The organism is Acinetobacter sp. LipI_15 (genome assembly GCF_058242865.1).
In genome coordinates, this window is the sequence record NZ_JBZAYN010000001.1 from 2153831 (window position 1) to 2178082 (window position 24252).

The following is a 24252-nucleotide window of genomic DNA, read 5'->3' on the forward strand; positions in this document are numbered from 1 at the left end:
CAATATTAATGTTTTTTCTGAGTCACAAGCTCTTCAAGATCTTCAACGAAACCACTTAACCCCTCTATACCTGTAGATAAGCGTTTAACGGCTTGATCAAGAGCATTGTCATATACGCCCAAAGTGTGATTAAGGCTTGTTTCGACTGAATTACCAAAGCTTTCAAAGCTTTTTACCATCACGTCACTAATTTGCGTTGAATAATCCTGCATTTCTTTCTTCACTTGATTTAATGCAGAAGTCATCTGATTCATGTCATTAAGCATTTTGCTACTCATACCGACTTCTGTTTGTGCTTGTTGAATAAGCCCTTCAAGTGTCGCAATTGCATTATTCACACTATCTTGTGAGTTTTTATAATCACCGAGCAAGGAAATCAGATTGCTGCTTGCACTTGTCAAATGGGTGGATGTTGTCGTGACCTCTGAAATCAATTGTGATGTTTTATCTGTAACCGTCGTTAACGATGAACCTGCTGTATTAAATTGATCTGCAGCAAGACGCATTTTTTCTGCACCAGTATTCATTCCTGAAATACTTTCTGTGGTCACTTGTGTCAGTTTATCCATATTGTTTTTATATGCATTTACAGCATGTTGGCTATGCACAATCAATTCTTTGATTTCTGTACCTAAGTGATCAATCAATGCTGATGATTGCTCATGCAATTTTTGTTGGTTATTGGCAACCAATTGGTCTTGTTCCATACGTTGTTTTGCCATATCTGCCATTACATTCGACATGGTGCCACCCATATGGCCAATTAACTCAGATACCTTGCCATTTAACTGCTCAATTGCATATTGTCCCTGCTCACTAATTTTTTCAGCACCTTGCGATAAATGTTCCACCATTTGATTCATTTGCTCAGACATCGCATTTTGCTTCGCCTGAATATCTTCAATCATTTTAGTGATCTGTATTTCCAAGTTTTGCGATGCACTTTCACTATTGAGTTTCATCTCTGTAATGAGCTGACTAAACCCCACTTGCATTTCTTTCATCGCAGATACAGATTGGGTCATCATTTCGCCCATACCCTGCATTTGTGTACCAAAAGTAGATTCCAGTTTGGACATAAACCCTGTTAAAACATCGGTAATTAACTCTTGTACCCGACTACCCTGATCTCCACTAACCTGTTGTACACTTGATGCAATCTTGTCTAACGGTGCTTGCAAAGTATCTGTAATGGATTGACCAATTTGCGTCGCCATATCCTGACTTGTTTTGGCATAACTCTCGGTGAGTTGGCTCGCAAATGCGAGTTGATTCTTTTTATTTTCCTCGACTAAGTTTGTCATCATGACTTTTAAATCATTGACCAAGCTGTCTTTTAATTGACGTGCATTGGTTTCATTCGCTTGGCTAGATCTTAGCAGTTGCGCCAAATACTCTTCACCTGTTTCATCAGGTTCAAATTTCAAATCAATGACGCTAGTCAGTTTCTCGAGCTTTGCATAGCATTCTCTTAGCCAATACTTTTCTTTCCAAGTAATGAACATTGCAATACAGATCGCAAGCCCAGATGCCATAAATGCCTCACCAACACCACCTAGAAGTAAGGCAAGGCTGTTCTGGACTTTGGATGGATCGCCAGCTGGATCAAAAGCCAGCAAACCAAATAGCAATCCAACAAAGGTAGCAATAATACCAACACCGGTAATAATGCCCGGAATGTGTTTATAGAAATCAACTTTCAGTGGCGTATCAATAATCGCGATATGAGAAAAAAAAGCATCGCTTGAAACAGTTGATCGGGAGGCAATAATTTTTGACTCACCATCGACTTCTTCACGAATATCATGTAGCGAGTTCTTATAATTCTCCCAAGCATGTTTCAGTTCGCCATCTTCTGAAAAAATTTCGTCAAGCACATGTTTAGCTTTATGTGACTGCTGATCTTCTTTCAATTTTTGAATAATTTCATCAAAATTCTGCGCTAACCTCTTTGCAGGAAACCAATATTGTTTGACAAAGAAATACATTACAAAGGAGACGAAAATCGCCATTACAATCGGTATAACATAATAACTTTGTAAAAATTCTGCTATTGTCAAAAAACTCACTGCATACCCCATAGTATTTTTATAAATTACAATTAGAAAATTATATCAAATAACTTAAAATCAATATCTCATCAGTATATCTAGGATGAAGAAGAGACAATCTAGAAAAACCAATCCGTTGCTATTCAACCCATGGCTTATCTTTCTACAAACCCTTACACTTCTTCCATCTCAATCAAGTTTTCCAAGGTCTGACTAAACGTGTCTTGGAATGCAGAATCCTTACGGTAGAGGTTGTACAAATCCACCATATTTTTACGCTGTACTACCATAATTTCATCCAGCATCTTTTTAAACATAAGTGCTCTATTTTGTGGATCTTGCGTCTGCTTATACTTCTTCATAAAGTTTTGATGCTGCTGAATACGCTTCACCAAATCAATAATAATCACCCGTTGATCTTGTGGTGTTGCACTCCAATCCTGAAACCATTTTTCATTAAACTTAGAAATAATCGTATCTAAAGTTTCATCATCATTTTCTTCGCTTGGATTACGAGGATTTGAATTTTGTGGATCTAAAACCGTTTCTTCGGCATCAAGTGTAATGGTTTTATTGATATGCTCACGCTTCAAGGCATAAGTACTTAAATCGACTGATTCCAACAGGTCATCAATACCATTTAAGCGACCATCCTGTACATTCAATTTTGGGATGAGGAATTTTAAAAACCAATACAGTTGCTCCCATTCCTTTTTATTGAACTGCATGATTGAAGATACTTGTGCATAAATTTTAACGAATTGTTTTGCTTTAACCTTAAAATCAACTCGTTGTTCATGCTCCCACGAGCCTTTTCTCTCCGCGTCAAATCGTGCTGCAACCGTATCGATGATAGGGCTTAAATCACTGCCTGACGCATCACTAAAGAACAGTTCATTAAACTTCACCACTTCATGTAATTCGTAAATGCCTGTGTCATCTAATGCCGTTTTAATATCATTCAGTACATTGACATTTGTTGCTTCGGACAATGAAGTCGAGGTATAGAAATCATCAAAGGCTTTTTTTATGTCATCAATCTCATTGTAGAAATCTAAGATAAATAAGTCTTCCGTGCGTTTATTATATTTTGGCGCAGCACGGTTTAAACGTGACAATGCCTGCACACATAGTACGCCTGTCAATTTTTTATCGATATACATCGTGGTCAGTTTCGGTTGATCGAAACCTGTGAGATATTTGTTTGCCACCACCAAAATACGGTTTTCATCTAAATCAAACTTTTCTTTTGTTTTAGCATCATTAAATCCATTCAGTGATTCTTCAGTATAGGTTGTACCATCAACTTCTTTCTCACCTGAGAACGCAATCATGATATTAAATGGGTTATTTTTTTGATCTAGCAATTTTTTGAGTGATAAGTAATAGCGGATTGCAGCTTCAATGCTTTGAGTCACGACCATGCCCTTTGCGACGCCTTTGAGCTTTTTCTTATTGACCACGTTATCAATGAAGTGCTCAAGCATAATGCTGGCTTTGGCATCAATGGATTGTTGTGATGCTTCCACATAGGCTCTTAAAATACGTTGTGCTTTTTTCGATTCAAACATTGGATTATCTTCAATCGACTTTTGAATCTCATAAAAGCTCTTATAGGTCGTATAGTTTGCCAACACATCTAAAATAAAGCCTTCTTCAATGGCTTGTTTCATACTGTATAGATGGAATGGTACATATTTGCCTGTCGCAACATCTAGTTGACCAAACTTTTCTAAAGTGGTGTTTTTAGGCGTTGCAGTAAAAGCAAAGTACGATACATTTTCACGCTTTTTACGTGTGGTCATCATTGCCACAAGCATGTCCTGAACATCATCAGCAGTTTTTAACGCTTCATTGCCCATCGCTCGGTTCATGCTGTTATGTGCTTCGCCTGACTGTGAACTATGTGCTTCATCAATAATGATGGCAAAGTTTTTATCACTTAAATCAGTCACGCTATCCCAAATGATGCGGAACTTTTGAATAGTGGTGATAATAATCTTTTTACCTGTTTCTAAAGCACTTTTTAGCTCTGCACTACTCAGCGCCGGGGCAATAATGTTTTTGATTTCTGAGAAATCTTTAATATTATCCCGCAGTTGTTTATCCAAGATTTTACGATCTGTGACCACAATGACAGAGTCAAACAATGGCTGATGCAATGCTCGTTTGCCTGCTGCTACTGCATTATTTGGATAGGCTTCAATGAGCTGAAAAGCTGCCCACGTAATTGAGTTTGATTTTCCCGAACCTGCGGAGTGTTGAATCAAATACGGCTTGCCTACGCCATGCTGTGACACATCACGAATGATTTTACGCACCACATCAAGCTGATGATAACGTGGGAAAAATAAGGTGCGTTTGCTGAGTTGATCTGAATCTTTACCGTCTAAACGGACAAAGTGCTGAACGATATTCACCAAGCTTTCTTTGGCAAAGATTTCTTCCCACAGGTATGCTGTTTTATAACCGTTTGGATTAACAGGATTACCTTGTCCACCTGAAGCTGTACCTTTGTTAAATGGCAAGAAGTAAGTCTTTTTGCCTTCTAGTTTGGTGGTCATATAGACTTCATCGGTATCCACAGCAAAATGCACCAAGCAACGTGCAGGCGTCAGTAATGGCTGTGTTGTGTCACGATCTTCACGATATTGTTTTTGACCGTGATAACGTGCTGTTTGATTGGTCCATGCATTTTTAAGTTCCATCGTCACCAATGGCAAGCCATTGAGGAAGATGACCATATCAATTTCTTCACGACGGTTTTTCAGTGAATACTGTACTTGTCGTGTCACACTAAAAATATTAGACGCAAAATTTTGTTTGACCGATTGGCTACTGCTTGCCAATGGGCATGGGTACATAAAATGAAAATGCTGTTCATCCAGTGCCATGCCTTTTTTCAGCATATAGGCAATGCCATGTTTTTTTATCAACTTATCAAAACGACCTAGAATTTTTTGTTTCCAGTCGTTTTTGTTATAGGCTTTATAGGCATCTAAGCTGTCTTTTTGGGTGCTTTCCAAAAATTGGAAAAAAAGTTTTTCATCAATGGCATAGTCTGCATTAAAGTCGGACACCTGCCCGATGACATAACCCAAACCCGTTTGGGTTTGAGCGATGCCTTGAGCAAGGTCTTCTTTACAGATACCGACCAATGCACGTTCGATATTTTTTTCTAAAGCCAGTTCGTTTAAATTTTTGTTCACAGTTACCCCTCTTACATGCATTGGTACTTTATATTTTTAAAAGCTAGATAAAGAATTAAACCACTTTAATTTTTCCTGTAATAGCATCATTAATCAGCGTGGTTTTATATTCTTTAAGCTTTTCTATTTGCTGTTTTTTAACATCAATTGCGAAAGCTATTTGCTCATCTAATTTTTTGATGTAGTAAATAATTTCCTGTTGTTCATCAATGGGTGGAACAATTGTCATTAATTGCTTAAAACCATCCCAATATAGACGCTTACGGAAATCCGTAATACCTTTCGAATATCTGTCCATTTGCTGAATAAATTCAGGACAACGATATTGATATTCAAAGAACTCTGAATTCATCAACTTATTCGGCTTTGCAACAATATATGCAGGGCTGACCATACCATCTACCGAAACAGCACCAATTCCACCCTGCCATGCTCGCATCATGTTAAAAGCGATATCACCTTGTTTAACCAATATATATTTGGATTTATCTTCAATTTTGATTCGACCACGAACATTTTCTTCTTCAGATATCTCTTCATTTGAGACACCTGAATGAATTGAAACGGATAAAAGTAGCAAGCCTTCTTTACCTTGTTCATTGCGCTCTTTAAAAATAGTTCGATTTGCTCGAACTTCCCAATGCTCAGGAATTTCCCCAATCCATTCCACACCCGAATCTTTCATCGCAACATTTGGATTTAAACCTTGTGTCACTGCTTTTTGAATCACAATTTGCTTACGTTCATTGAGTAAAGCAATTTGCTGTTCTTTAATTGCAATCGCTTGGTTTAGCTCACCAACCTTTGTATCTAAAAATTGTGATATTTCATGCTGACAATCAACATCAGGTAACCAAATAGTCGTGTCTTTAAGAATCGTCTTCGTAATGCTATAAACCTTTACACCTTTGACTGCTTTACGAATTTGATTTCGAAAAGTTAATGAATCAAAAACATAAGCCAAAAATCTAACATTAATATCATTTTTAGGTCGAACAATGACTGTATGATAACCAGCAAAGGTTAGTTGATGGCTATTCAAGTAAGTAAAATTTCCCGATCCATCAATATCTTCTGATGTATCAGCAAATACAAAGTCACCATATTGAAGTAAAGATTTTGGTGAAACTTTCAAGTAGTTTTCCGATACACATTTTAATTGGTGAATTTCAGGATTAACTTCAAAACCATATTTAGAATGGACTTCACCATAATTTACACATGGGATTCCGACATCTTCTAAGTTTTCTTTAGTAATATTTAAACCTTTTCCAAAATCGCAAATATCTCGAAATCTTAAAACATTCCAATCATTAGGTATCTCGCCTAAGGCTTCCACACCCGAATCTTTATAAGCATCATATTTTTTAAACATTCCGCTTCCCCTTAAAGACCCAAAATCTGTGCAATCAAACCATCGGCTTGTTTTTCAAGGCTTAAAATATCCTGAGCCACATCTTCAAGTGAACGTAACGGCTTATGTTGGTAGAAATACTTGTTAAAGCTGATCTCATAACCAATCTTCACAGAATCTAGATTAATCCATGCTTCATCCACATGCGGTTTTACTTCATCTAAAAAGTATTGGTGAATACGCTGATTTAATGGCACAGACTCACTGTCACGAATATCTGCATTGCTTTCATAAGTGATGAACTCGCCTTTTTTGCCTGTTGGATAATAACCAAAGTCAGCTAAATCAGATTCTTCACAACCTAATTTCTCAAGTAACTGTGCGAGCTTTTGCTCATTCAGTTTTTCGACTTTCTTCAGTACTTTCTCAGCCGTTTCGTCATACCAGCTAACGGCATTTAAAATACTGTTCTTTTCAGATCCAGATAGTTTTAAATCAAGGGCTTTAATTGCTTTATCTACGTTATTTTTAAACACATTAAAGTCGCTTGATTCAGCTTCACCCACTTGCGCCATAATCGCTTGAGCAGACTCAAATAACGTCTTGAGCGATGTCCAATGCTTGATATCAAACAGCTTCGCTTTCGCCTTGGTATTTAAGCTGATCTCTTGCTTCTCACACCAATCTAAAACATCTTTTTCCACGTCTTTGAGCTTGCCTGCTTGGTATAGCGCATCGCCATATTCAGCAAACATATACTCCATTGGCTCAAGCAATGACTTATCAAAACGTAATGGCTGTAAACGCTCCAAACTAAACTGTGCTTTACGACGGTCAGGACGTTCGATATTAACTTTGTAATAGCCAAAATCACTGTTATTAAAGACTTTCGATGCTAAGCCAATTGGGTCGTTATTGGCATCTAGACCGCGCTCAACATCTTGTCCATTCAGGTATACATTTAAAATTTCTTCAATATGCTCAGATGCAAACTCGCAGTTTTTTTGCCCTAAGTTTTTACGTAACTTACGGTAAAGTAAACTTGCATCTATCAGTTGCACTTTGCCCTTACGTGATTCAGGCTTGTTATTGGATAACAACCAGATATATGTGGTAATACCCGTGTTATAGAACAAGTTGTTTGGCAATTGAATAATGGCGTTCAACAAATCATTTTCGATGATATAACGACGAATGTTGGATTCCCCGCCACCCGCATCACCTGTAAATAAGCTTGAACCATTATGAACAGAGGCAATACGGCTACCGATTGGGCTGACATCGGTTGATTTCATCTTACTGACCATTTCCATCAAGAATAGAAGCTGACCATCACTTGAGCGTGGCGTTGCATCTTCTTCTTTTAGCGCACCCCAATAGTTTTTAAGCTCGACTCTAAAACGTGGGTCGATAACTTTTTTATCTTCTACAATGTATTTTTGATCTGATGCCCAGCTTTTACCATACGGAGGATTTGACAACATAAAGTCAAAACGTGTTGAGGCAAACTCATCACTTGCCAACGTTGAACCCACACGAATGTTTTCAGGGTTGTTACCCTTAATCATCATGTCAGATTTACAGATGGCATAAGTTTCGTCGTTAATCTCTTTACCGTAGAGGAAGATGTCACGATCTTCATCGCTATAACGCTCTTCAATAAAGTTTTGCGCTTCGGTGAGCATACCGCCACTACCGCAGGCAGGGTCATACACAGATAAGGCATACGGAATACGATCTTTGATTGGGTCAAAGACTAAGTGCGTCATCAGGTCAATGACTTCACGTGGGGTAAAGTGTTCACCTGCCTCTTCATTATTTTCTTCGTTAAACTTACGAATTAACTCTTCAAAGACATAACCCATACCAAGGTTAGACAAGCCACCGAGCTTATAGCCATTCGGATCTTGCGTTTCAAATGGGCTGAGGTTGATGTATGGTGATACAAATTTTTCCAGTACATCTAGCAGAACATCTTTATTTGCCATGTGGCGGATTTGAGCAAACAAATTAAAGCAGTCGATGATCTCTTTAACGTTATCGCTGAAACCACGTAGGTAGTCTTCAAAGTTTGCTAGTAGAATTTGCTGATTATTAGTCGCTGTTTCAAATAGGCTTTTAAGCGTCCATTGCGAAGTGTTGTAAAACACATAGCCTGAAATATGACGTAATGGTAAATCATCTAGTTCAACAAAATCAGGCTCTGCTTGTTGGTCCTGTACTTCGGCTAAGATTTCAGCTTTGGTTGGTTCCAATAAGGTATCTAAACGACGTAACACAACCATCGGTAAAATGATGTCACGGTACTTACCTCGTACATAAACGTCACGTAGGCAGTCGTCTGCAATTGACCAGATAAAAGAAACTAATTTGTTGTGAACTGAGTGATCCATGTATTAACCTAAAAATATAAATTTTATAATAACTTGCCTTTAACTAACCCTATTCTACATTTGAATAATCGCTAGCAAATGACTATCTTCCCACTTAGCGACAATAAATGTCGCTAAGCATTAATTCTAAAAATTTCCTGTACTTAAGACTTTTTAACTGCACATTAATATGCCATCTTTCGGCTATCAAAATCATAGGTCGTCAGCAAAGCCTCTCCATCTGCGACCACAACCACCCCACCTTTATCTCTGAGTCGCTTGGCAACTTTCAATTGTGCTTCGAGTTCATGAATTGTTTCATTCAACAATTTCCGATTCAGGAACCATCGATCACCTTGGATGACACCATGATCTAAAGTAAAGTTAATCATGTCTTTGGTAATGCCACGCTGTTGTGCTCGTTTTTGAACATGCTTGGTATCGTACATGACAGCTCTCCTTTAAATTTGGCTTAGCAACTGAGTAAGCTTTGTGTTCGCTGCTTGATATTCATGTTCAAGCATTTCTAATTTCGCTTTTTCTTTCGCTAAATCAAACTTTGGAACTTGAATTTGATTGATAAAATATTTGTTGAAACTCAAATTCATATCTTTTGAGCGAACTTCATCTACCGTCACGATCTTACAAATCTCAGGATCATCTTGCCCATTAAAAACTGACGCAATATGTTTAATCGACTCTTCTGATAGAACAGAACGTAAAACGGCACGCTGTTTGACATGGTCACTGATATCGATCAGTTTGATCCCATCATGTTGTTTTTCGCCCTTATTCAACACCAACAAAACTGTTTCAATTTTGGTATGTTGCATAAATCCCTTAGGTAACAAAATAATCGTGTCAATCCAATCATTTTCTAAAAGCTCTGTTCTCAAAGCGAGATCATACCCCCCGCGGAACAACCACCCAGATGGAATTTGGATAAACGCTTTACCCGTATCATTTAACTGATATAAAGCTTGCTGAATCCATGCACTATCAGAAGCACTCGTTGGCATTGCTTTAAATAGTTGTCTTAAATACGGAGTAGTCTTAATTGCATTTGGATTAATTTTCCCCCCAAATGGCGGTGTAGTAATAACTAAATCAACCGCATGAGACAACTCATTTTCAGTTAAGGAATCTTGGAGTTGGCAATCCAGTTTTTTACCTACCAATTTAAAGATCACTTCTACAATAGCAATCGGTAACTGATTAATATCTCGTAGATAATACTCTTCAGCATTTACCTGCGATGCAACTAAGCCTATACCACACGCCCCATCATAAAAACGCTTGATAGGTTGACCATCAAGAATAGCTGAAACGAGGTTTGCTAAATTTTCATTACTCGTAAAAAACTCATAATAAAATTCATTAGACAATAAGGTTGGCAACTCCTGAGCAAGCGCCTTGCCATATTCTTGCTTATTATCATAAGCAGAAGAGGCTTCAATAAATGCTCGAGTTAAGATAGAAAATTCAACCTCTTCAACTTTATCTGAGACTAAGTGATTCACAAACTTTAAGTCAGATTTATTTAGAAATTTCAGTAACTCTTCTTTCACTTTTGCCTTGCTGAGCTTTTCAATAGATTGAGCAAATTCAATATCAATAAAAGAAATATAAGCTGCAAGCGTAAGCAATTCAGAAGCATATTCAGCTTTTTGGAACAGATGCAATGCATCCAAGCTTTTTTTAATGCGTGCTTTTAAATCAAATTGATTCGTTTTCATGATTGAACCCTCATACCATCAATTGCTGTAAACTAGCTTCAACAGTAATAAGCTGTTGCGCTTTAAGCTTATCTAGTAGAGTTAAAGCCTCAATATTTGCATAAAAAATAGAACTGATTAATTTTTGATGCTCTATCTCAGGAACAGAGATCTCTAAATTTTTAAGACCTGCAATAGATAAGCTACGTACAGTCGATCCAATTGCAATCTCGTCCATCAATGCCTGCCCATGACCACTATTAACAAAGCTCACTATCACTTCAGGTAATATCTTCTCTCCACAACGAATCACAAATACATTCGGAGATGCAATGCTAGGAACATTCAAGTCATATTCTGTCAATAGAGCTGCCCGAAAGTTGGTTCCTCGTGCCATAAGTAGAATGTCTCGATCCTCCAAGATATGACCTTCCAAACGACTTTGCTCGACATAAACTTTTTTCAGCTCACCGTCTGTCAATTTCACTAGCCCATTTTCCAATAGGTTATTTCCAGTTAAGCAAACAACTTCAATAAAGCCTGTTTCTGGCTCTGACATCTCTCGCTGATTTGCAGCACTTAATCCTGATTGAATAGATGCTATATCTATTAACTTCTTCTTATTACTCATACACACCTCCAAGTACGCTTCTAATCGTATCCCATTTACGATTAAAACTTTATGGTTAAAATTTATCTCGTTTTTGATACGATGTCAATCGTACTTTGAATAATATTTTTAATAAATGTTAGTAAATATTCTTAATCATTTGATTTTTTTTATAATTTAAATATTCCAGATACCGTAGTTATTTTCTTTCCCCTGAGCATAAGCCCACTCAGCCACCTTATGCGAACGTTCTTTATCAGTTAAAAAACCAAGCACAGAGATTCGATCAACAATGATCAGATCCTGTTCTTCATTTCGTTCTTTCCACTTATGCAAAAACTCATCTGATGCAAGTAAATTACTTTTCTTAGAATTACAGCTTGAATCTGCTAATACAAAGTTATGCCCTGTGTCCGATGGGTACATCGACCAAGGAATAAAATGATCGACTGCATAATTACCTTTTCGCATTGGCTTATTACAGTAAAAGCATTTACAGTCTTGTAGCTCAACCAGTACATTCGCCACAGCATTCAATTGGTTTCGACTCGGCTCAAACATGAATTGTTCAAGGTTTGGAAGCTTATTTAAGATTGGTGCATTGGTGCTGTTCTTACGGATATAGTCAATCCAACGCTTCTGACAAAGCTCTTCAATAATTTCGCTAAACTGTCGTAAGCAGTACATCACTTGAGATAAAAGAATGAGTTGCTTACCGCATTGATTAAGCTGATATAAAAACTCAAAATTTTGGCCATTGATGTTTTGTAGGTAACGTACTGGCATCTCTTTGACAGTTCTTGCCACATCCTTTACTAGCTTCAACCACACCAATGAGTCTCGTCTTAACAGCCCAAGAGATGAGTAACTCTGCCGAAGTTCAATAATCCGATTTACAATCGCTGCTTGCTTACCATTGTTCTGATTTAAGATCAGTTGCCCTTCATCATTAAACACATATGGCACCGCTTGCTTCCAATACAGCTCAATAAATTTCTCAGCGATATCGGTATATTCAAGTGATAAGCTCCCACCTGTATCCTCACCTTTTTCGATCGCCAATCGGCTCAGGCTTATTAGTAAGGCAAACTTGTAGGTACTGCTAAAACTACCTGATTGTAAAATTAGCTGAATATTTTTAAGGAACTTAAGTTGTTCTTGCGCAGTAGGTACATGCATTTTTATCAATGTTCAACATCCTGCCTTATTTGAATACTGCTCATAAACGTTTATTGAAGTTCTTAACATTCAGCAAATATTTGTTAGTCGATTTTGCCTTTTTATGTTTAAAAAACATGTCTACTGATGACGCAAACAGACTTCTTTCATAAAGCTTATTCCCTCATCACCTCTGTGAAAACTGCTCTCTACCCAACTCGGTAATTCAAAATTCAGCTCCCACATATCTAGAAACATCATATCGAGTAAGATTGTAGGTGTAAGCAACAAACGAAAAATACTGAGATATCTGTATTGAATCAAACGATCATCATGCAGGTGTAATATAAGTTGCCGTCTACTTAATCTAATATCCAGCTGCATTGCTTTTATATCAGCTAACGATATAACGGTATCTTTGAGTAAAACGCACAGCTGTTCATTTTCATCTACAAATACTGCAAAGATACTTTCGGGATATTGAATATACATCCCTCGGATCATCTCTGTCTTTTTTCCTGTAGACGGTATGATCTGGTAACTTTCTACATCTCGCTTTAACCCGACTGTGCCACACCCATAAGCCGATGAATCAACCCAAGGTCTTAACCAATATTCTGACATGATTCATTATCCCTAGAGATGGTTTAGGCAATCTTTTTCCAAAGAAGATTGAGCCATTTTTCTTGCCGATCAGGTCGTTGATCAAGCGTAATCCATTGCTGAACCTGTTCAACATTGTGCAGTGTATTAAGTAGTGCCTTGGCCTGAGTCTCATCTAGATCCGTGAATTGCCGTCCCTCTTTTTCTCGATCTGTGTTGCCATATTTAAAAGACATATACAGTACGCCCATTGGTTTAAGTGCTTCTAATAACTTTCCAATGACTTCAGCTAATCGATCACGCTGACAATGTAATAGAGATGCGCATGCCCATATTCCATCGTATCTTTCAACGTCATTAAGCTCATAGAAGCTTTGGAGTTGTACATCCATTCCTGTCAATGCTTTTGCTTTTTTGACTAATTCGTCTGAGTAATCAATTGCATCAACTTTATGGCCTTTATTTATAAAGGCCAAAGTATCACGTCCTGTGCCACACCCAACATCAAGGATATGAGCAACTTCAGGTAATTCTGCTAAGAATGGCTGATATAGACTTGCCATATCGACATGTAATGTAGCTTGGCTAAATTCTTCGGCATTTTTATTGTAGTAGTCAATTGTTTTCATTAATAACACTTAGGCTAAAGTTTTCTTCAGTCTACAAGAAAACAAAAAAATAAGGGAGCTGATGCTACCCTTATTCTCGTTCCGCTAACTTACTTTCAATCCATTGATGGATCTCATAAGCTGACCAACCGATACGGTTTTGGGTGATTTTGACTTTCTTTGGGAAAGTCGGATCGTAGTAAGGTGAATTCTCATCCATCATTTCATAGATGGTTGATCGACACACACCAATTAACTCCACAACTTGTTTTAAGTTAATCAATTGATTCACTTGAAAGGCCTGTCCAACAAATGCATTCATGACATGTTCTCTTCAAATTATTTAAGCGAGCTGTCTTCCGCTCAATTAATCAGGACGCTCCGAAAAAAATAATTCGAGGGCGTCCTAACAGATCTAATTCACTGCCTGTACACTCTGCTTTAAACCTTGCTGAATCTCTTGCACGTAGCCTAATTGCGCTGAATGCTCTGTATCTACAGCACTGTCATTGTGTGGATAAAACTCCTCTAGCATTTCCATCCCCTCCTCTGCATGCACCTCAAACTTGGCATTGGCAAAACCCTGCCGTGCAATCTGATCCAATGCCGCCTGATCAAACCCCGCCTGCTTCCCCTGTTGGTCAATCTCCTTGGCTGTCTGAATCGCGGTTTGCAAATCCACGCCTTCCCGTAACGTTAAATCCACGTAATACACGGGCTGACGATAGCTTTGGGTGGTACTTTTTCCCCTTAACATGAGTTGCAATGGTAAACACGACAACAAACCACCTGATGCTGCATGGTAGTAATTCAAACGTGCTGCCAAAGTGCGAATGCTGTTAAAACCAGTGGTTCTGAAAATAAAAGTCCCAAACTCATCGGCTTCGCCTAAATTGACATGCAGGCGTCCATAAGGCTTGCAATGTCCACCTTGTCCAAGTGGGCATAAGTCGGGTGATGGACAAGGATGTTGCTCTACACCTTGTGATGTCATACGCTGACACGTCTGACCATTCCCCACACAAATCGGGCGACCTGTCTGTCGGTCAAATAAACTATATTCAGCTCGAAGATTGAGTTCAGGGTCATTGAAGATCATACGTACAGGGATGCTACGCAGCTTTTGATTCGGTGCTTGACTACGCAATTGCTCATCCAAGGGGTGTTTAATCCAACCGTCCTTACCCTGTATTTGACTGGTAATGGTGAACTGATCATCTTTCTCTGGCAGACGCTTGCCATTCTTTTCTATTACACGGCCAATACTGATCCGTCCCAAGATGGGTGGTGTGATTGCTAAACCTTTAATCATGTTGAAATTCCTCTGTCGTTGAGATGTTTAGATGTGTTGCCCTGTGTGCTTAAAATAAAATCGGCATAAAAAAATCCCATGCAGGGCTGCACGGGATTTCAGATTTCTTCTTGCTGAGTGATTAACTCTAAGTTTTGAGCTAATCGTGATAAATGTTGAAACGACGACTGCCTGCTTTCTGCAATGGGTACTGTTGGATGAGTTCAGGTTGGTGCTGAAGTAAGGATTTGATGTCCAGGCTAATACTATCCTTGCTCTTCTTCCATGTCACTGAACCTTGCTGAAATACGGCACGTTCATGTTCCTGCATCAGTGCCTGAATACGGTGTTTAAGTAGGTCAAATTGGCTTTGGTGCTGTTCAATCTGCTGTTTCTCCTGTATCAGCTGATCAAACAGTTCATTGGCAAGCTTAACCTCCGTTAGATCAACACAGCTCAGTGGGGTATGTTCAGGGTAGAGCTGTTGTAAAGCTTTGGCTGCCGATTCACTGGCATCCACTGCTGGCGGAACGTCATTTTCAACACACTCCCAAAACAACCGTTCCGCCTGAATGATCTGTTCAATCAGGGCTTCGTTACGACTGACTTTGTAGATTTTTGTTTCCTGTCCACACAGCAACACACAAATATGTGCCGCTTGCTTGCCTGTAACGGCCAACTGATGTTGTACCTGACACAACACGTATAACGGCACACCATCTCGCCAGAGTTTGGCACCATATTCCCCTGCAGTTTTACATTCCAGTATTTGTACTTCCTCATTGCCCACTACGGCATAATCTAAGTTCGCCAACATAAAGGCTTTGTCAGGATCAGGGTGCTGCAGTACCGCATTGACCCGACGGACTTTATTATTGGTGTGCATGCTGTAGTATTCTGCGACCAAGGGTTCTAACTGCTTGCCCCAATATAAAGGTGCATGCCCTGAGCTTTCATCTTCAATATTTTGCTGTACCCGTCCTGTTTTAATCATCCACAGTTCTAGCATCGACATATAAGGATTCAAGCCACAGGCAGCTGCGGCATCACTGCTGCCTATTCCCTGTTTACGCACTTCCAGCCATGCCTGATAGTCCAGTTGTTTGGTGTTGATCAGACGTTTGGCATTTAAGCTGCGTTTTGAACCTGATTGACTTTGTTTAGGCTTGTCATTGGCTATAGTTGGTAAATACTGAGATTGAGACGTTACTGTTGGGTTTATAATCTGATTCATGGGTTTATCCTTCTATCATTGATTTTAAAACGGCATAAAAAAAGCCACATCCGAAGATGTGGCAAAGAGGGATACAAGATAAAATTTAGGCTGCAAGATATAATGCTTGCTCTAATCCACGTTGCTTTAATGCTGCCCCTGCACCAAACCAAGCAGAGTCAAGGCGGTGATCAGTACTCATCGCACGACGTTCATGGTCGACAAACTCGGTGATCGCACAAAGTAGTCCATAGGCGGTGTCTTTGGCTGAAGATAAGTCTGCTCCACGTCCCTGCCCATTAAACATATTCATGACTTTGGTCATGGCACGTCCATTCGGTTCAGTTTTATTGGGTTGTGGATTGGCTTGAGACGCGACATTACGGTAGTACTGAATAATGTTATCCTCCTGTTCCATCGCACTTAGGCTATTGTTGTTAAATACCGCATCAAAATAAGCCGCTGCTTCTTTCTGGGTGACTTTACGTTGGGTGAGTTGTTTCATTTCATACATGTGGTCGTACCATGTTTTCACTGAAATACCGAGTTGATCTTTGACTTTGTCGGCATCAAACTTAGTACTGTGCGGTACTTTGACCACGCCTGCATTGGAACTCTGCCCTCGTAAGGCAATCGCTAAGGTGTTATTGCACACCACACGGATATTGGTGAATTGTGCGGTGGTGGCTAAAGTACCATCACATGCGGTTGCTAGCAGAATATAGCCATTGCTGACATCCCCACCTTTCAATTCTGCAGTTTGTCCTGTACGTGCCAAAGCCCAGAACTTTTTCCCACCTTTTAGGACACCTGCGGTTTCCAGTTCAAAGCCTGATTGCTCAGTCAGATCACGGTAGAACTCCAGAATTTCCATCGGTTGGACTTCTTGATAACGCTGACTCACCACCGATAAAGGAGCATGGGTATCTGAACGGTACAGTACCCGTTGTTCTTCATACGGCATGATGATGCTTTGTCCACGTGAGTTTTGAGCCATGTAGCTGACATTGGATGATTCAATGCGCCAATCCATACCTGCTTGCTTGGCCCAGACTTCAATCGGTTGGTTTTGGCTAAGTTGATTGCCCAGACCATGCCACGGGGTTTGTCCGACATACGCCATTTGTTCAATTTGATGTGCCATTTTGATTATTCCTTAAATAAAAGTGAAAGATGTAAAGATGCAGAAATGCGCTGTAAGGGTTTAAACAATCCATCTATTCAAAGATGTAACCGTGTAAAGTCAGAGATGCGATTACGGCACCCATGCAAACGCTTGTTGGCAATCCAAACAGAGATACTGCTCGGCATTGCTGTAATATTTTTCATAGCAGTACTGACTGACAATAACCAATACACCACCCACCACAACACCGATGGCTGCACCTGTAAAAGGCGGGAATCCTGCCTTTTTGGCAAGCTGCATGCCGAACAGCGCCATCTGTGTCGGTGAAATACAGCGTTGCAGTTGTTCGAAATAGTTGGCGTTTGCATGACTTGAATCAGTCTGTCTGACATGGGTGGACTGACAATAGGGGCATTGAATTAAGGACATTGAATATTCCTTGTTAAATGAATTGGGTACGAAAAGCTGAATTGAGGGCATAAAAAAACCGTGCCCATTGAGGACACGGTTTGATTTAAATTTTGCTTTGTCGAGGAGAGTCGCTATTGAAAGCTATAGCTTGCAGTGCCTTTATCTGTTTCGACATCAACCTGCACCACATTACTGTAGCTACAGTCTGTTAATTTCAGTGTTAAACGTTGCCCCATCTTAAAATGCTGCGGATATTCCAATGATCGACGATAGCCTTCATAACGGCATTGTCCATGATTGACAGAAACACCGCTGACATCGATAGGCTCTGCAATATTGGAACGGATGGTCAATACCGTAGCGGATTGATTTTGGGCATACCAGTTACTGGTATCAATTACATCGAGTTCGACCGTAAACGTGTTTGGATCAAGACCTGCATTACAGCCACTCAACATGATGCCTGTCGTTGTAGTCACTGCGAAGAGTAAGGGTTTTAAAAGTTGCTTCATCAAGTTCATCCTTAGCAGTAGTTATAGCTCACGCCATAATCACCTGTATTTAAATCAATGCTGGCCAGATGGATTTCACAGTCTGTGCCGTTATCAAATTTATAGACGTAGTAGCGATTACCCGCTTGCTCCGACTCCAGTGCGCCATGTTCTTGCAAGCTAAAGTCTTGCACTGATTTGCCTGTATCTTTTGCGGCTTTGGCAAAGATATAGTGCTGATACTTGTCTATATTGTCCTGCTCAAATTCAGGCAGTTCATCATAAGGCAGCATCGACAGTAAGGTATCCACCGCCTTAAGGTTTTGATCAAACTCAAAACTCAGCAATTCAGGTTCATGATCTGATGGACTCAAACGCTTGCTTCCCGTGGTCAATTCTTTGACATCGATCCCATCCATTTCTGCTGCTGCAATCTCAGTGGATACTGCTTCTGAACTGGTGGATTCTAAAGGTTGTGCAGAGCTGACCTCAGACGTACTGGCTAGAACCGTTTTTTTAGTTGCGTGTTTAGGGCTAAAGAAGTAGAAGCCTGCGATGCTGATCAGGGTCAGGGCTAAGATTGCCGCCAAGCCCAAGATGGTTTTTTGGTTCATTTGAATGTTCCCCTCATTTAGTTGGGCACAGTGACTTGACCATTCTGCGCATTAAAGTGAACAAAGCGTGGACAACCACCTTGAAAGTTCACCGTAAAATTACGCCAACCACGGTTGCCAGGATTGGTTTTATAAAGACATTGATAAACCCCACCGCCTGTATGACGTGCCTGAACAAAATAGGCTTCACTGGCTTGCGCAAACCAGCCTGCCTGCGCCAATGATGCGCCTGCAAGTAGTGATGAAATCAGGGTCATTTTTAGGAAAGTTTTAAACATCATCATTTTCTCTTTTTATAGGCATCACTGGTCTTGGTCTTAATCAGATACAGTGTTCCCCATGTCATAAATGTTGGAATGAATATCTATGTTTTTTTGAAGTGTTATAGACGATAAAGCACACAAATCTACGCCCCTCAAAACAGCATGAGAGATTCATCTTCATATCGGTAATATGTACTTGAAAAAGTTTTATTCTTAGAAAGTCATGGACACAGCTATGCATTGACTGCACGGCATCAGGTCTAATCACCCAACGGCACAAACATGAAAAAAGAGAAATGTAAAAGACGGTATTGATGTAAGCGCATGGCGTACTCCTTAGGTAATAGAGCTCCACCACAACCACTGTCAATTGATGGTGGCAGAACGAGAAAGGGTTGACAGACTGAACCTAAGAATCAGCACGCCCGAAGGCGTCCCTCCCCCGTCCTACCGCAACGCAGGAGGGACGAACGAGTTCGCCACCAAAAAATTACTTTTTGATGTTCTTAGGTAAGGGTCTGTCAAAACCCGCTGACGATGTAGGTCAGCAGACTAAGGATAATCTGCACGCTGTAGAGCGTCAAGCAAGCTAAATAAATGGGGAGTGAAAATATTTATAATAAAAAAATGTTTGAATAAGAATTTAGTTTGATTTAGACACAGTTTTCTAAACTGCATTCCACCATCTTCCGAATACGACTCAAAAAAGCCGATTCAATCCAAAATTTTATGAGGGGTAGGTTGTGGGGTAAAATCATAGACAAGAAAAAAGCCCTTGTTATTACAAGGGCTTAATTCAAAATTTGGCGGAAGCGGTGAGATTCGAACTCACGGAGGACTCGCGCCCTCGTCGGTTTTCAAGACCGGTGCATTAAACCGCTCTGCCACGCTTCCATGTGCGCCATAATACGGAGGTTTTATCCATCTGACAAGTAAAAAATACAACTAAACCTTTCAAATGAATATTGTTTCACCAGCCCATTAAAGTTTTGCCGCTAGTTCAGCCCCTTCACGGATTGCACGTTTAGCATCAAGTTCTGCTGCCAATTTAGCGCCACCAATAATATGGTAATTTGCGAGCGTTTTCTCACCTTGTTCTGGCATCAAATGCTTTACTGATTCCTGACCCGCGCAAACGACAATTGTATCTACTCGAAGTAATTGATCATGCCCCGCTGTTTCTACCCACAAACCTTCTTCAGTAATGGCTTTGTATTGCACACCACGTAACATACGTACACCATTTTTCTTTAATTGTGCACGATGCACCCAACCAGAGGTTTTTCCTAAACCAGCACCTAACGGTGTAGTTTTACGTTGTAACAGGTAAATTTCTCGCACAGGGGGCTCAATTTCAGCTGCTTGCATTCCACCTTCGGTGATATAGTTCGGATTTGGGTCAATACCCCATTCACGCTGCCAATCTACCAATGGTTGAGGCTGCGGCTGATGTGGCGGCTTTAATAAAAATTCAGAGACATCAAAACCAATCCCCCCAGCACCAATCACTGCAACTTTATCACCTACTGCTGCACCTTTTAGCACCTCAGCATAAGACAGTACATTTGGTGCATCACTGCCAGCAATCTTCAAATGACGTGGTACAACACCTGTAGCAATGATCACCTCTTCAAAACCTTCACGTTCAAGTTGTTCGCGGTTAACGCGCGTATTTAAACGCAGTTCAACACCAGTTTTTTCAATTTGAACTTTAAAGTAGCGAATGGTTTCATGAAATTCCTCTTTACCAGGTACAACTTTTGCCAAGTTAAATTGACCACCAACCTCATCATTGGCTTCAAATAAAGTGACATCATGCCCACGACTCGCAGCAACAGTGGCAGCTGACATACCTGCCACACCACCACCCACAACAGCAATTCGTTTTGGTTTTTTGGCCTTTAAATAAACCAGCTCAGTTTCATGTGCCGCACGTGGGTTCACCAAGCAACTCACGCGTTGATTTTTAAAAGTATGGTCTAAACATGCTTGGTTACATGCAATGCAGGTATTAATTTCATCGACACGGTTAGTTGCCGTTTTATTTACCCAAAAAGCATCTGCCAATAAAGGACGTGCCATTTGCACCATATCAGCTTTACCACTTGCTAAAATTTCTTCAGCGGTATTTGGCATATTAATACGATTGGATGCAATGACTGGTATTGATACATGCTTTTTCACTTCTGCTGTGTAATCGACAAATGCGGCACGTGGTACAGAAGTCACAATGGTGGGAATTCGCGCTTCATGCCAACCAATCCCTGTATTCAATAATGTAACACCCGCTTGTTCTAATGCTTTCGCAACAGCAATGACTTCTGCCATCGTGTTGCCGTCATGCACCAAATCTAATAAGGACAAACGGAAGCAAATAATAAATTTTTCACCCACTTCAGCACGAATCTTTTTAACAATTTCCACTGCGAGGCGCATACGATTTTCAATGTCACCCCCCCAACGGTCTGTACGTTGGTTCACATGGCGACTTAGGAATTGATTCAGCAAATAGCCTTCAGAACCCATGATTTCTACGCCATCATAGCCAGCTTTGTGTGCAAGGCTTGCGGATTTCACATAGTCATCTATGGTCGATAAAATTTGTTTATCACTCAGCTGACGTGGTTTAAAAGGTGAAATCGGTGATTTAATCGGACTCGATGACACCACAAATGGTTGATAGCCATAACGACCCGCATGCAGAATTTGCATTAAAATTTTAGCACCATGCTTATGCACGGCGTGTGTAACTAAACGATGTGGCGCCACATCGCCTAAGGTATTCATTGTTCCCCCGGCTGGTAACAACCAGCCTTGACGGTTCGGCGAAATACCGCCTGTAATGATGAGGCCAACACCACCTTTTGCGCGCTCGCCAAAATATGCAGCAAGTTTTGGATAATTATAAAAACGATCTTCTAAACCACTATGCATGGAACCCATGACCACACGGTTTTTAATGGTGGTAAAACCTAAATGCAGCGGTTTTAAAATATTTGCATAGCTAGTCGTTGTCATGCTGAATCCTTATTTTGGCTTTGCAACTTGTTGCATAACACTTTAGCGGTTTTTTTATATTTTGGGATGACAATTTAGAAAATATTCTTCGCTTTTATGGTCAATACCGTGTAACGCATAAATTATTCACTCATAAAAAAGCCGTGATATATCACATCACGGCGTGTCGTTTTTAAAAGCATTATTTCCAATGTTTCAGCTTACTGGTTTGTCCAATCCCGACATTAAAGCTATTGGTTGGATCCAGCTTTTGATAATGATTTTTTAATGCAGGCTTCGCCACATATAAATGTCCAACATTGTGTTCTGCAGGATATTCAGCGCCACGATCATCGAGTAAATGCCACATTGCATGTTCCATTGCCAAAGGATCTACACCTTTTTTCACAATATAATCTTGATGAAAAACATGACAGAGAAAATGTCCATAATAGAGTTTATGGATAATTTGCTCATCCATGGCTTTGGGTAAGGTTTCCACCCACTCGCGATCATTACGACGCAATGCGATATCCAGAGCTACAATATCTTCAACTTCTGAACGGTGCGTATCCCGATAACGAATTGCTGCACCTGCAACGGCAAAACGATGTAAAAATGCTTTACGTCCTTCTTCCTCGCTACAGTGGAAAAAATCACCTGAGGCTTTATCTTGGAAGTACCGTTTTAAAAAGCTTTCAACTTGCTCGACATCTTGATTTTCAATCCGAATAACCAAATGGTGTTCATACAGATCACGGAAGGCATTCATCCGTTTCGGTAAATGATTGGGCATGAATTTGGTCACCAGCTGTAAAACTTTATCTGACAGTCCTTTCATACCAAATTTTTCTAAGTACGCATCGACCTTATCTTTCATTGCAAATGCAGCAGGTACTTTGGCTGTGCCGAGTTTTTCAATGAACATGAAGGTGTCTTTACCGTACTCTGCCCCAATATCATAAGCCACGCGGTGGATATATTCCCCTGCAATCGGCAATCGCGGCAAATCTTTTAGTAAAAAACGGCGGATTTCAGTCAAATCATCATGTGAATTTGTACCGACGTAAAATACCTGACTTGGAATTTTTTCAAAGGTATCCAAACGTACGGCAAAAACACACACTTTACCTGCCGAACCCGATGCTTCATATAAACGAGACGGATCGGCATTAAAACGTGCAGGCGTATTTTCATCAACTTGTTTAACATCATGTCCATAACGATGGTCCGATGCGCAGCAGCCTGAGTTATTAATAATGTCGCCGATTTGATAATTTTTCGTTTCAAGCTTGCTTAGAATTTCTTCAGGTGTTTCTCCGAGATTTACCCCTAAATGATTCACCAACTCTAACTGACCATCATCATTGACACGAGCATACAATGCCAGCTCAGTATAAGCAGGACCACGGCGCACCAAAGCACCGCCTGAGTTATTACAGACGCCACCTAAAACTGAAGCTCCAATACACGATGAACCAATCACCGAGTGTGGCTCCCGATTAAATGGCACCAATTCTTTTTCAAGTCGATCTAGTGTTGCACCAGGTAGACAAATCACTTGTTGACCGTCATTAATGACCTGAATGCCAATCAAACGACGCGTGCTGATCAGAACCACAGGACGGTCATAGTCATCGCCAAAAGGCGTTGAACCACCGGTCAAACCTGTATTGGCTGCTTGCATAATCACAATACAATCTGCATCAACAGCCGCTTGTAGTACTTGCCACTGTTCCAGTAATGACCCTGGTGCAACAACAGCCAGTACTTTCCCTGCACCGTAACGACGACCTTGGCGGTATAAACGTGTGTCTTTATCGTCAGTTAAAACGTGTTGTTTACCAACAATCTCGATGAGTTTTTGAATGGTTTGCTGTGAATCTGAATGGGGTTGCATATTGGTTATCCTATGGATGAATGCTTATACAGTTCAGGCTTTAAAGGATTCATAACGGCGGAGTAATTTCAGTTTTGTTTATATTTAGGAATTAACCTTCGGTTCGACCTACTTTCCTTTTGGGAAAAGTAGGCAAAACCATTGTCATCCGCAAAACTCGTCAAATACTTTCTGATAAATATTATCTTCGCAGAAACATCACTTTAAATATGTAAGCCTGCCTCGAACAATTGCAGATGACATTTACGCGTATCAAAGTTAAGAAA

Annotated in this window: 20 protein-coding genes and 1 tRNA gene; all 21 read right to left on the reverse strand. The window is 40.1% G+C overall.

Features of this window, described 5'->3' with window-relative positions:
- Positions 1 to 5: 5 nt before the first annotated feature.
- On the reverse strand, positions 6 to 2069 hold the full coding sequence (zorA, locus tag AC4CU0_RS10335) for an anti-phage ZorAB system protein ZorA (protein ID WP_490743087.1): 2064 nt from the start codon (positions 2067 to 2069) through the stop codon (positions 6 to 8).
- A gap of 155 nt (positions 2070 to 2224) precedes the next feature.
- The gene (locus AC4CU0_RS10340; RefSeq protein ID WP_490743088.1) at positions 2225 to 5260 is read right to left on the reverse strand and encodes a type I restriction endonuclease subunit R; all 3036 of its coding nucleotides are present in this window, start codon (positions 5258 to 5260) and stop codon (positions 2225 to 2227) included.
- A gap of 55 nt (positions 5261 to 5315) precedes the next feature.
- Positions 5316 to 6635, reverse strand: coding sequence for a restriction endonuclease subunit S (locus tag AC4CU0_RS10345; protein ID WP_490743089.1), 1320 nt, complete (start codon positions 6633 to 6635; stop codon positions 5316 to 5318).
- An 11-nt stretch (positions 6636 to 6646) separates the two neighbouring features.
- Entirely contained in the window at positions 6647 to 9007 is a 2361-nt protein-coding gene (locus AC4CU0_RS10350) for a type I restriction-modification system subunit M (protein ID WP_490743090.1), read from the reverse strand.
- A gap of 164 nt (positions 9008 to 9171) precedes the next feature.
- Positions 9172 to 9435 carry a hypothetical protein gene (locus AC4CU0_RS10355; protein WP_104470628.1) on the reverse strand — a complete coding sequence of 88 codons (264 nt, stop codon included), beginning with the start codon at positions 9433 to 9435 and terminating at the stop codon, positions 9172 to 9174.
- A gap of 12 nt (positions 9436 to 9447) precedes the next feature.
- Complete coding sequence (locus tag AC4CU0_RS10360) at positions 9448 to 10722, reverse strand: N-6 DNA methylase (protein WP_180055088.1); 1275 nt, start codon at positions 10720 to 10722, stop codon at positions 9448 to 9450.
- A 10-nt stretch (positions 10723 to 10732) separates the two neighbouring features.
- A complete protein-coding gene (locus AC4CU0_RS10365) occupies positions 10733 to 11332 on the reverse strand; it encodes a restriction endonuclease subunit S (RefSeq protein ID WP_490743092.1) in 600 nt (199 codons plus the stop codon).
- Positions 11333 to 11488: 156 nt separating this feature from the next.
- On the reverse strand, positions 11489 to 12490 hold the full coding sequence (locus AC4CU0_RS10370; protein WP_490743093.1) for a DUF8808 domain-containing protein: 1002 nt from the start codon (positions 12488 to 12490) through the stop codon (positions 11489 to 11491).
- 120 nt (positions 12491 to 12610) lie between these two features.
- A complete protein-coding gene (locus tag AC4CU0_RS10375; protein ID WP_179989425.1) occupies positions 12611 to 13093 on the reverse strand; it encodes a hypothetical protein in 483 nt (160 codons plus the stop codon).
- 23 nt (positions 13094 to 13116) lie between these two features.
- On the reverse strand, positions 13117 to 13701 hold the full coding sequence (locus AC4CU0_RS10380) for a class I SAM-dependent methyltransferase (RefSeq protein ID WP_179989424.1): 585 nt from the start codon (positions 13699 to 13701) through the stop codon (positions 13117 to 13119).
- Between the two features lie 70 nt (positions 13702 to 13771).
- Positions 13772 to 14002 carry a helix-turn-helix transcriptional regulator gene (locus tag AC4CU0_RS10385; RefSeq protein ID WP_490743094.1) on the reverse strand — a complete coding sequence of 77 codons (231 nt, stop codon included), beginning with the start codon at positions 14000 to 14002 and terminating at the stop codon, positions 13772 to 13774.
- 93 nt (positions 14003 to 14095) lie between these two features.
- Complete coding sequence (locus AC4CU0_RS10390) at positions 14096 to 14992, reverse strand: recombination directionality factor (RefSeq protein WP_490743095.1); 897 nt, start codon at positions 14990 to 14992, stop codon at positions 14096 to 14098.
- Positions 14993 to 15131: 139 nt separating this feature from the next.
- Positions 15132 to 16205: a YqaJ viral recombinase family nuclease gene (locus tag AC4CU0_RS10395; protein ID WP_490743096.1), complete on the reverse strand. Its 1074-nt coding sequence runs from the start codon at positions 16203 to 16205 to the stop codon at positions 15132 to 15134.
- Between the two features lie 85 nt (positions 16206 to 16290).
- The gene (locus AC4CU0_RS10400; protein WP_042054040.1) at positions 16291 to 17328 is read right to left on the reverse strand and encodes a DUF932 domain-containing protein; all 1038 of its coding nucleotides are present in this window, start codon (positions 17326 to 17328) and stop codon (positions 16291 to 16293) included.
- A gap of 111 nt (positions 17329 to 17439) precedes the next feature.
- Complete coding sequence (locus AC4CU0_RS10405; protein ID WP_004960801.1) at positions 17440 to 17739, reverse strand: hypothetical protein; 300 nt, start codon at positions 17737 to 17739, stop codon at positions 17440 to 17442.
- A 113-nt stretch (positions 17740 to 17852) separates the two neighbouring features.
- Positions 17853 to 18233 carry a hypothetical protein gene (locus AC4CU0_RS10410; RefSeq protein WP_490743097.1) on the reverse strand — a complete coding sequence of 127 codons (381 nt, stop codon included), beginning with the start codon at positions 18231 to 18233 and terminating at the stop codon, positions 17853 to 17855.
- 11 nt (positions 18234 to 18244) lie between these two features.
- Entirely contained in the window at positions 18245 to 18826 is a 582-nt protein-coding gene (locus tag AC4CU0_RS10415; protein WP_490743098.1) for a hypothetical protein, read from the reverse strand.
- A gap of 17 nt (positions 18827 to 18843) precedes the next feature.
- Complete coding sequence (locus AC4CU0_RS10420; protein WP_490743494.1) at positions 18844 to 19104, reverse strand: hypothetical protein; 261 nt, start codon at positions 19102 to 19104, stop codon at positions 18844 to 18846.
- A 789-nt stretch (positions 19105 to 19893) separates the two neighbouring features.
- Positions 19894 to 19983, reverse strand: a tRNA-Ser gene (locus AC4CU0_RS10425).
- Positions 19984 to 20070: 87 nt separating this feature from the next.
- A complete protein-coding gene (locus AC4CU0_RS10430; RefSeq protein WP_490743099.1) occupies positions 20071 to 22107 on the reverse strand; it encodes an FAD-dependent oxidoreductase in 2037 nt (678 codons plus the stop codon).
- A 181-nt stretch (positions 22108 to 22288) separates the two neighbouring features.
- Positions 22289 to 23986, reverse strand: coding sequence for a D-lactate dehydrogenase (gene dld, locus AC4CU0_RS10435; protein ID WP_490743100.1), 1698 nt, complete (start codon positions 23984 to 23986; stop codon positions 22289 to 22291).
- Positions 23987 to 24252: the final 266 nt, after the last annotated feature.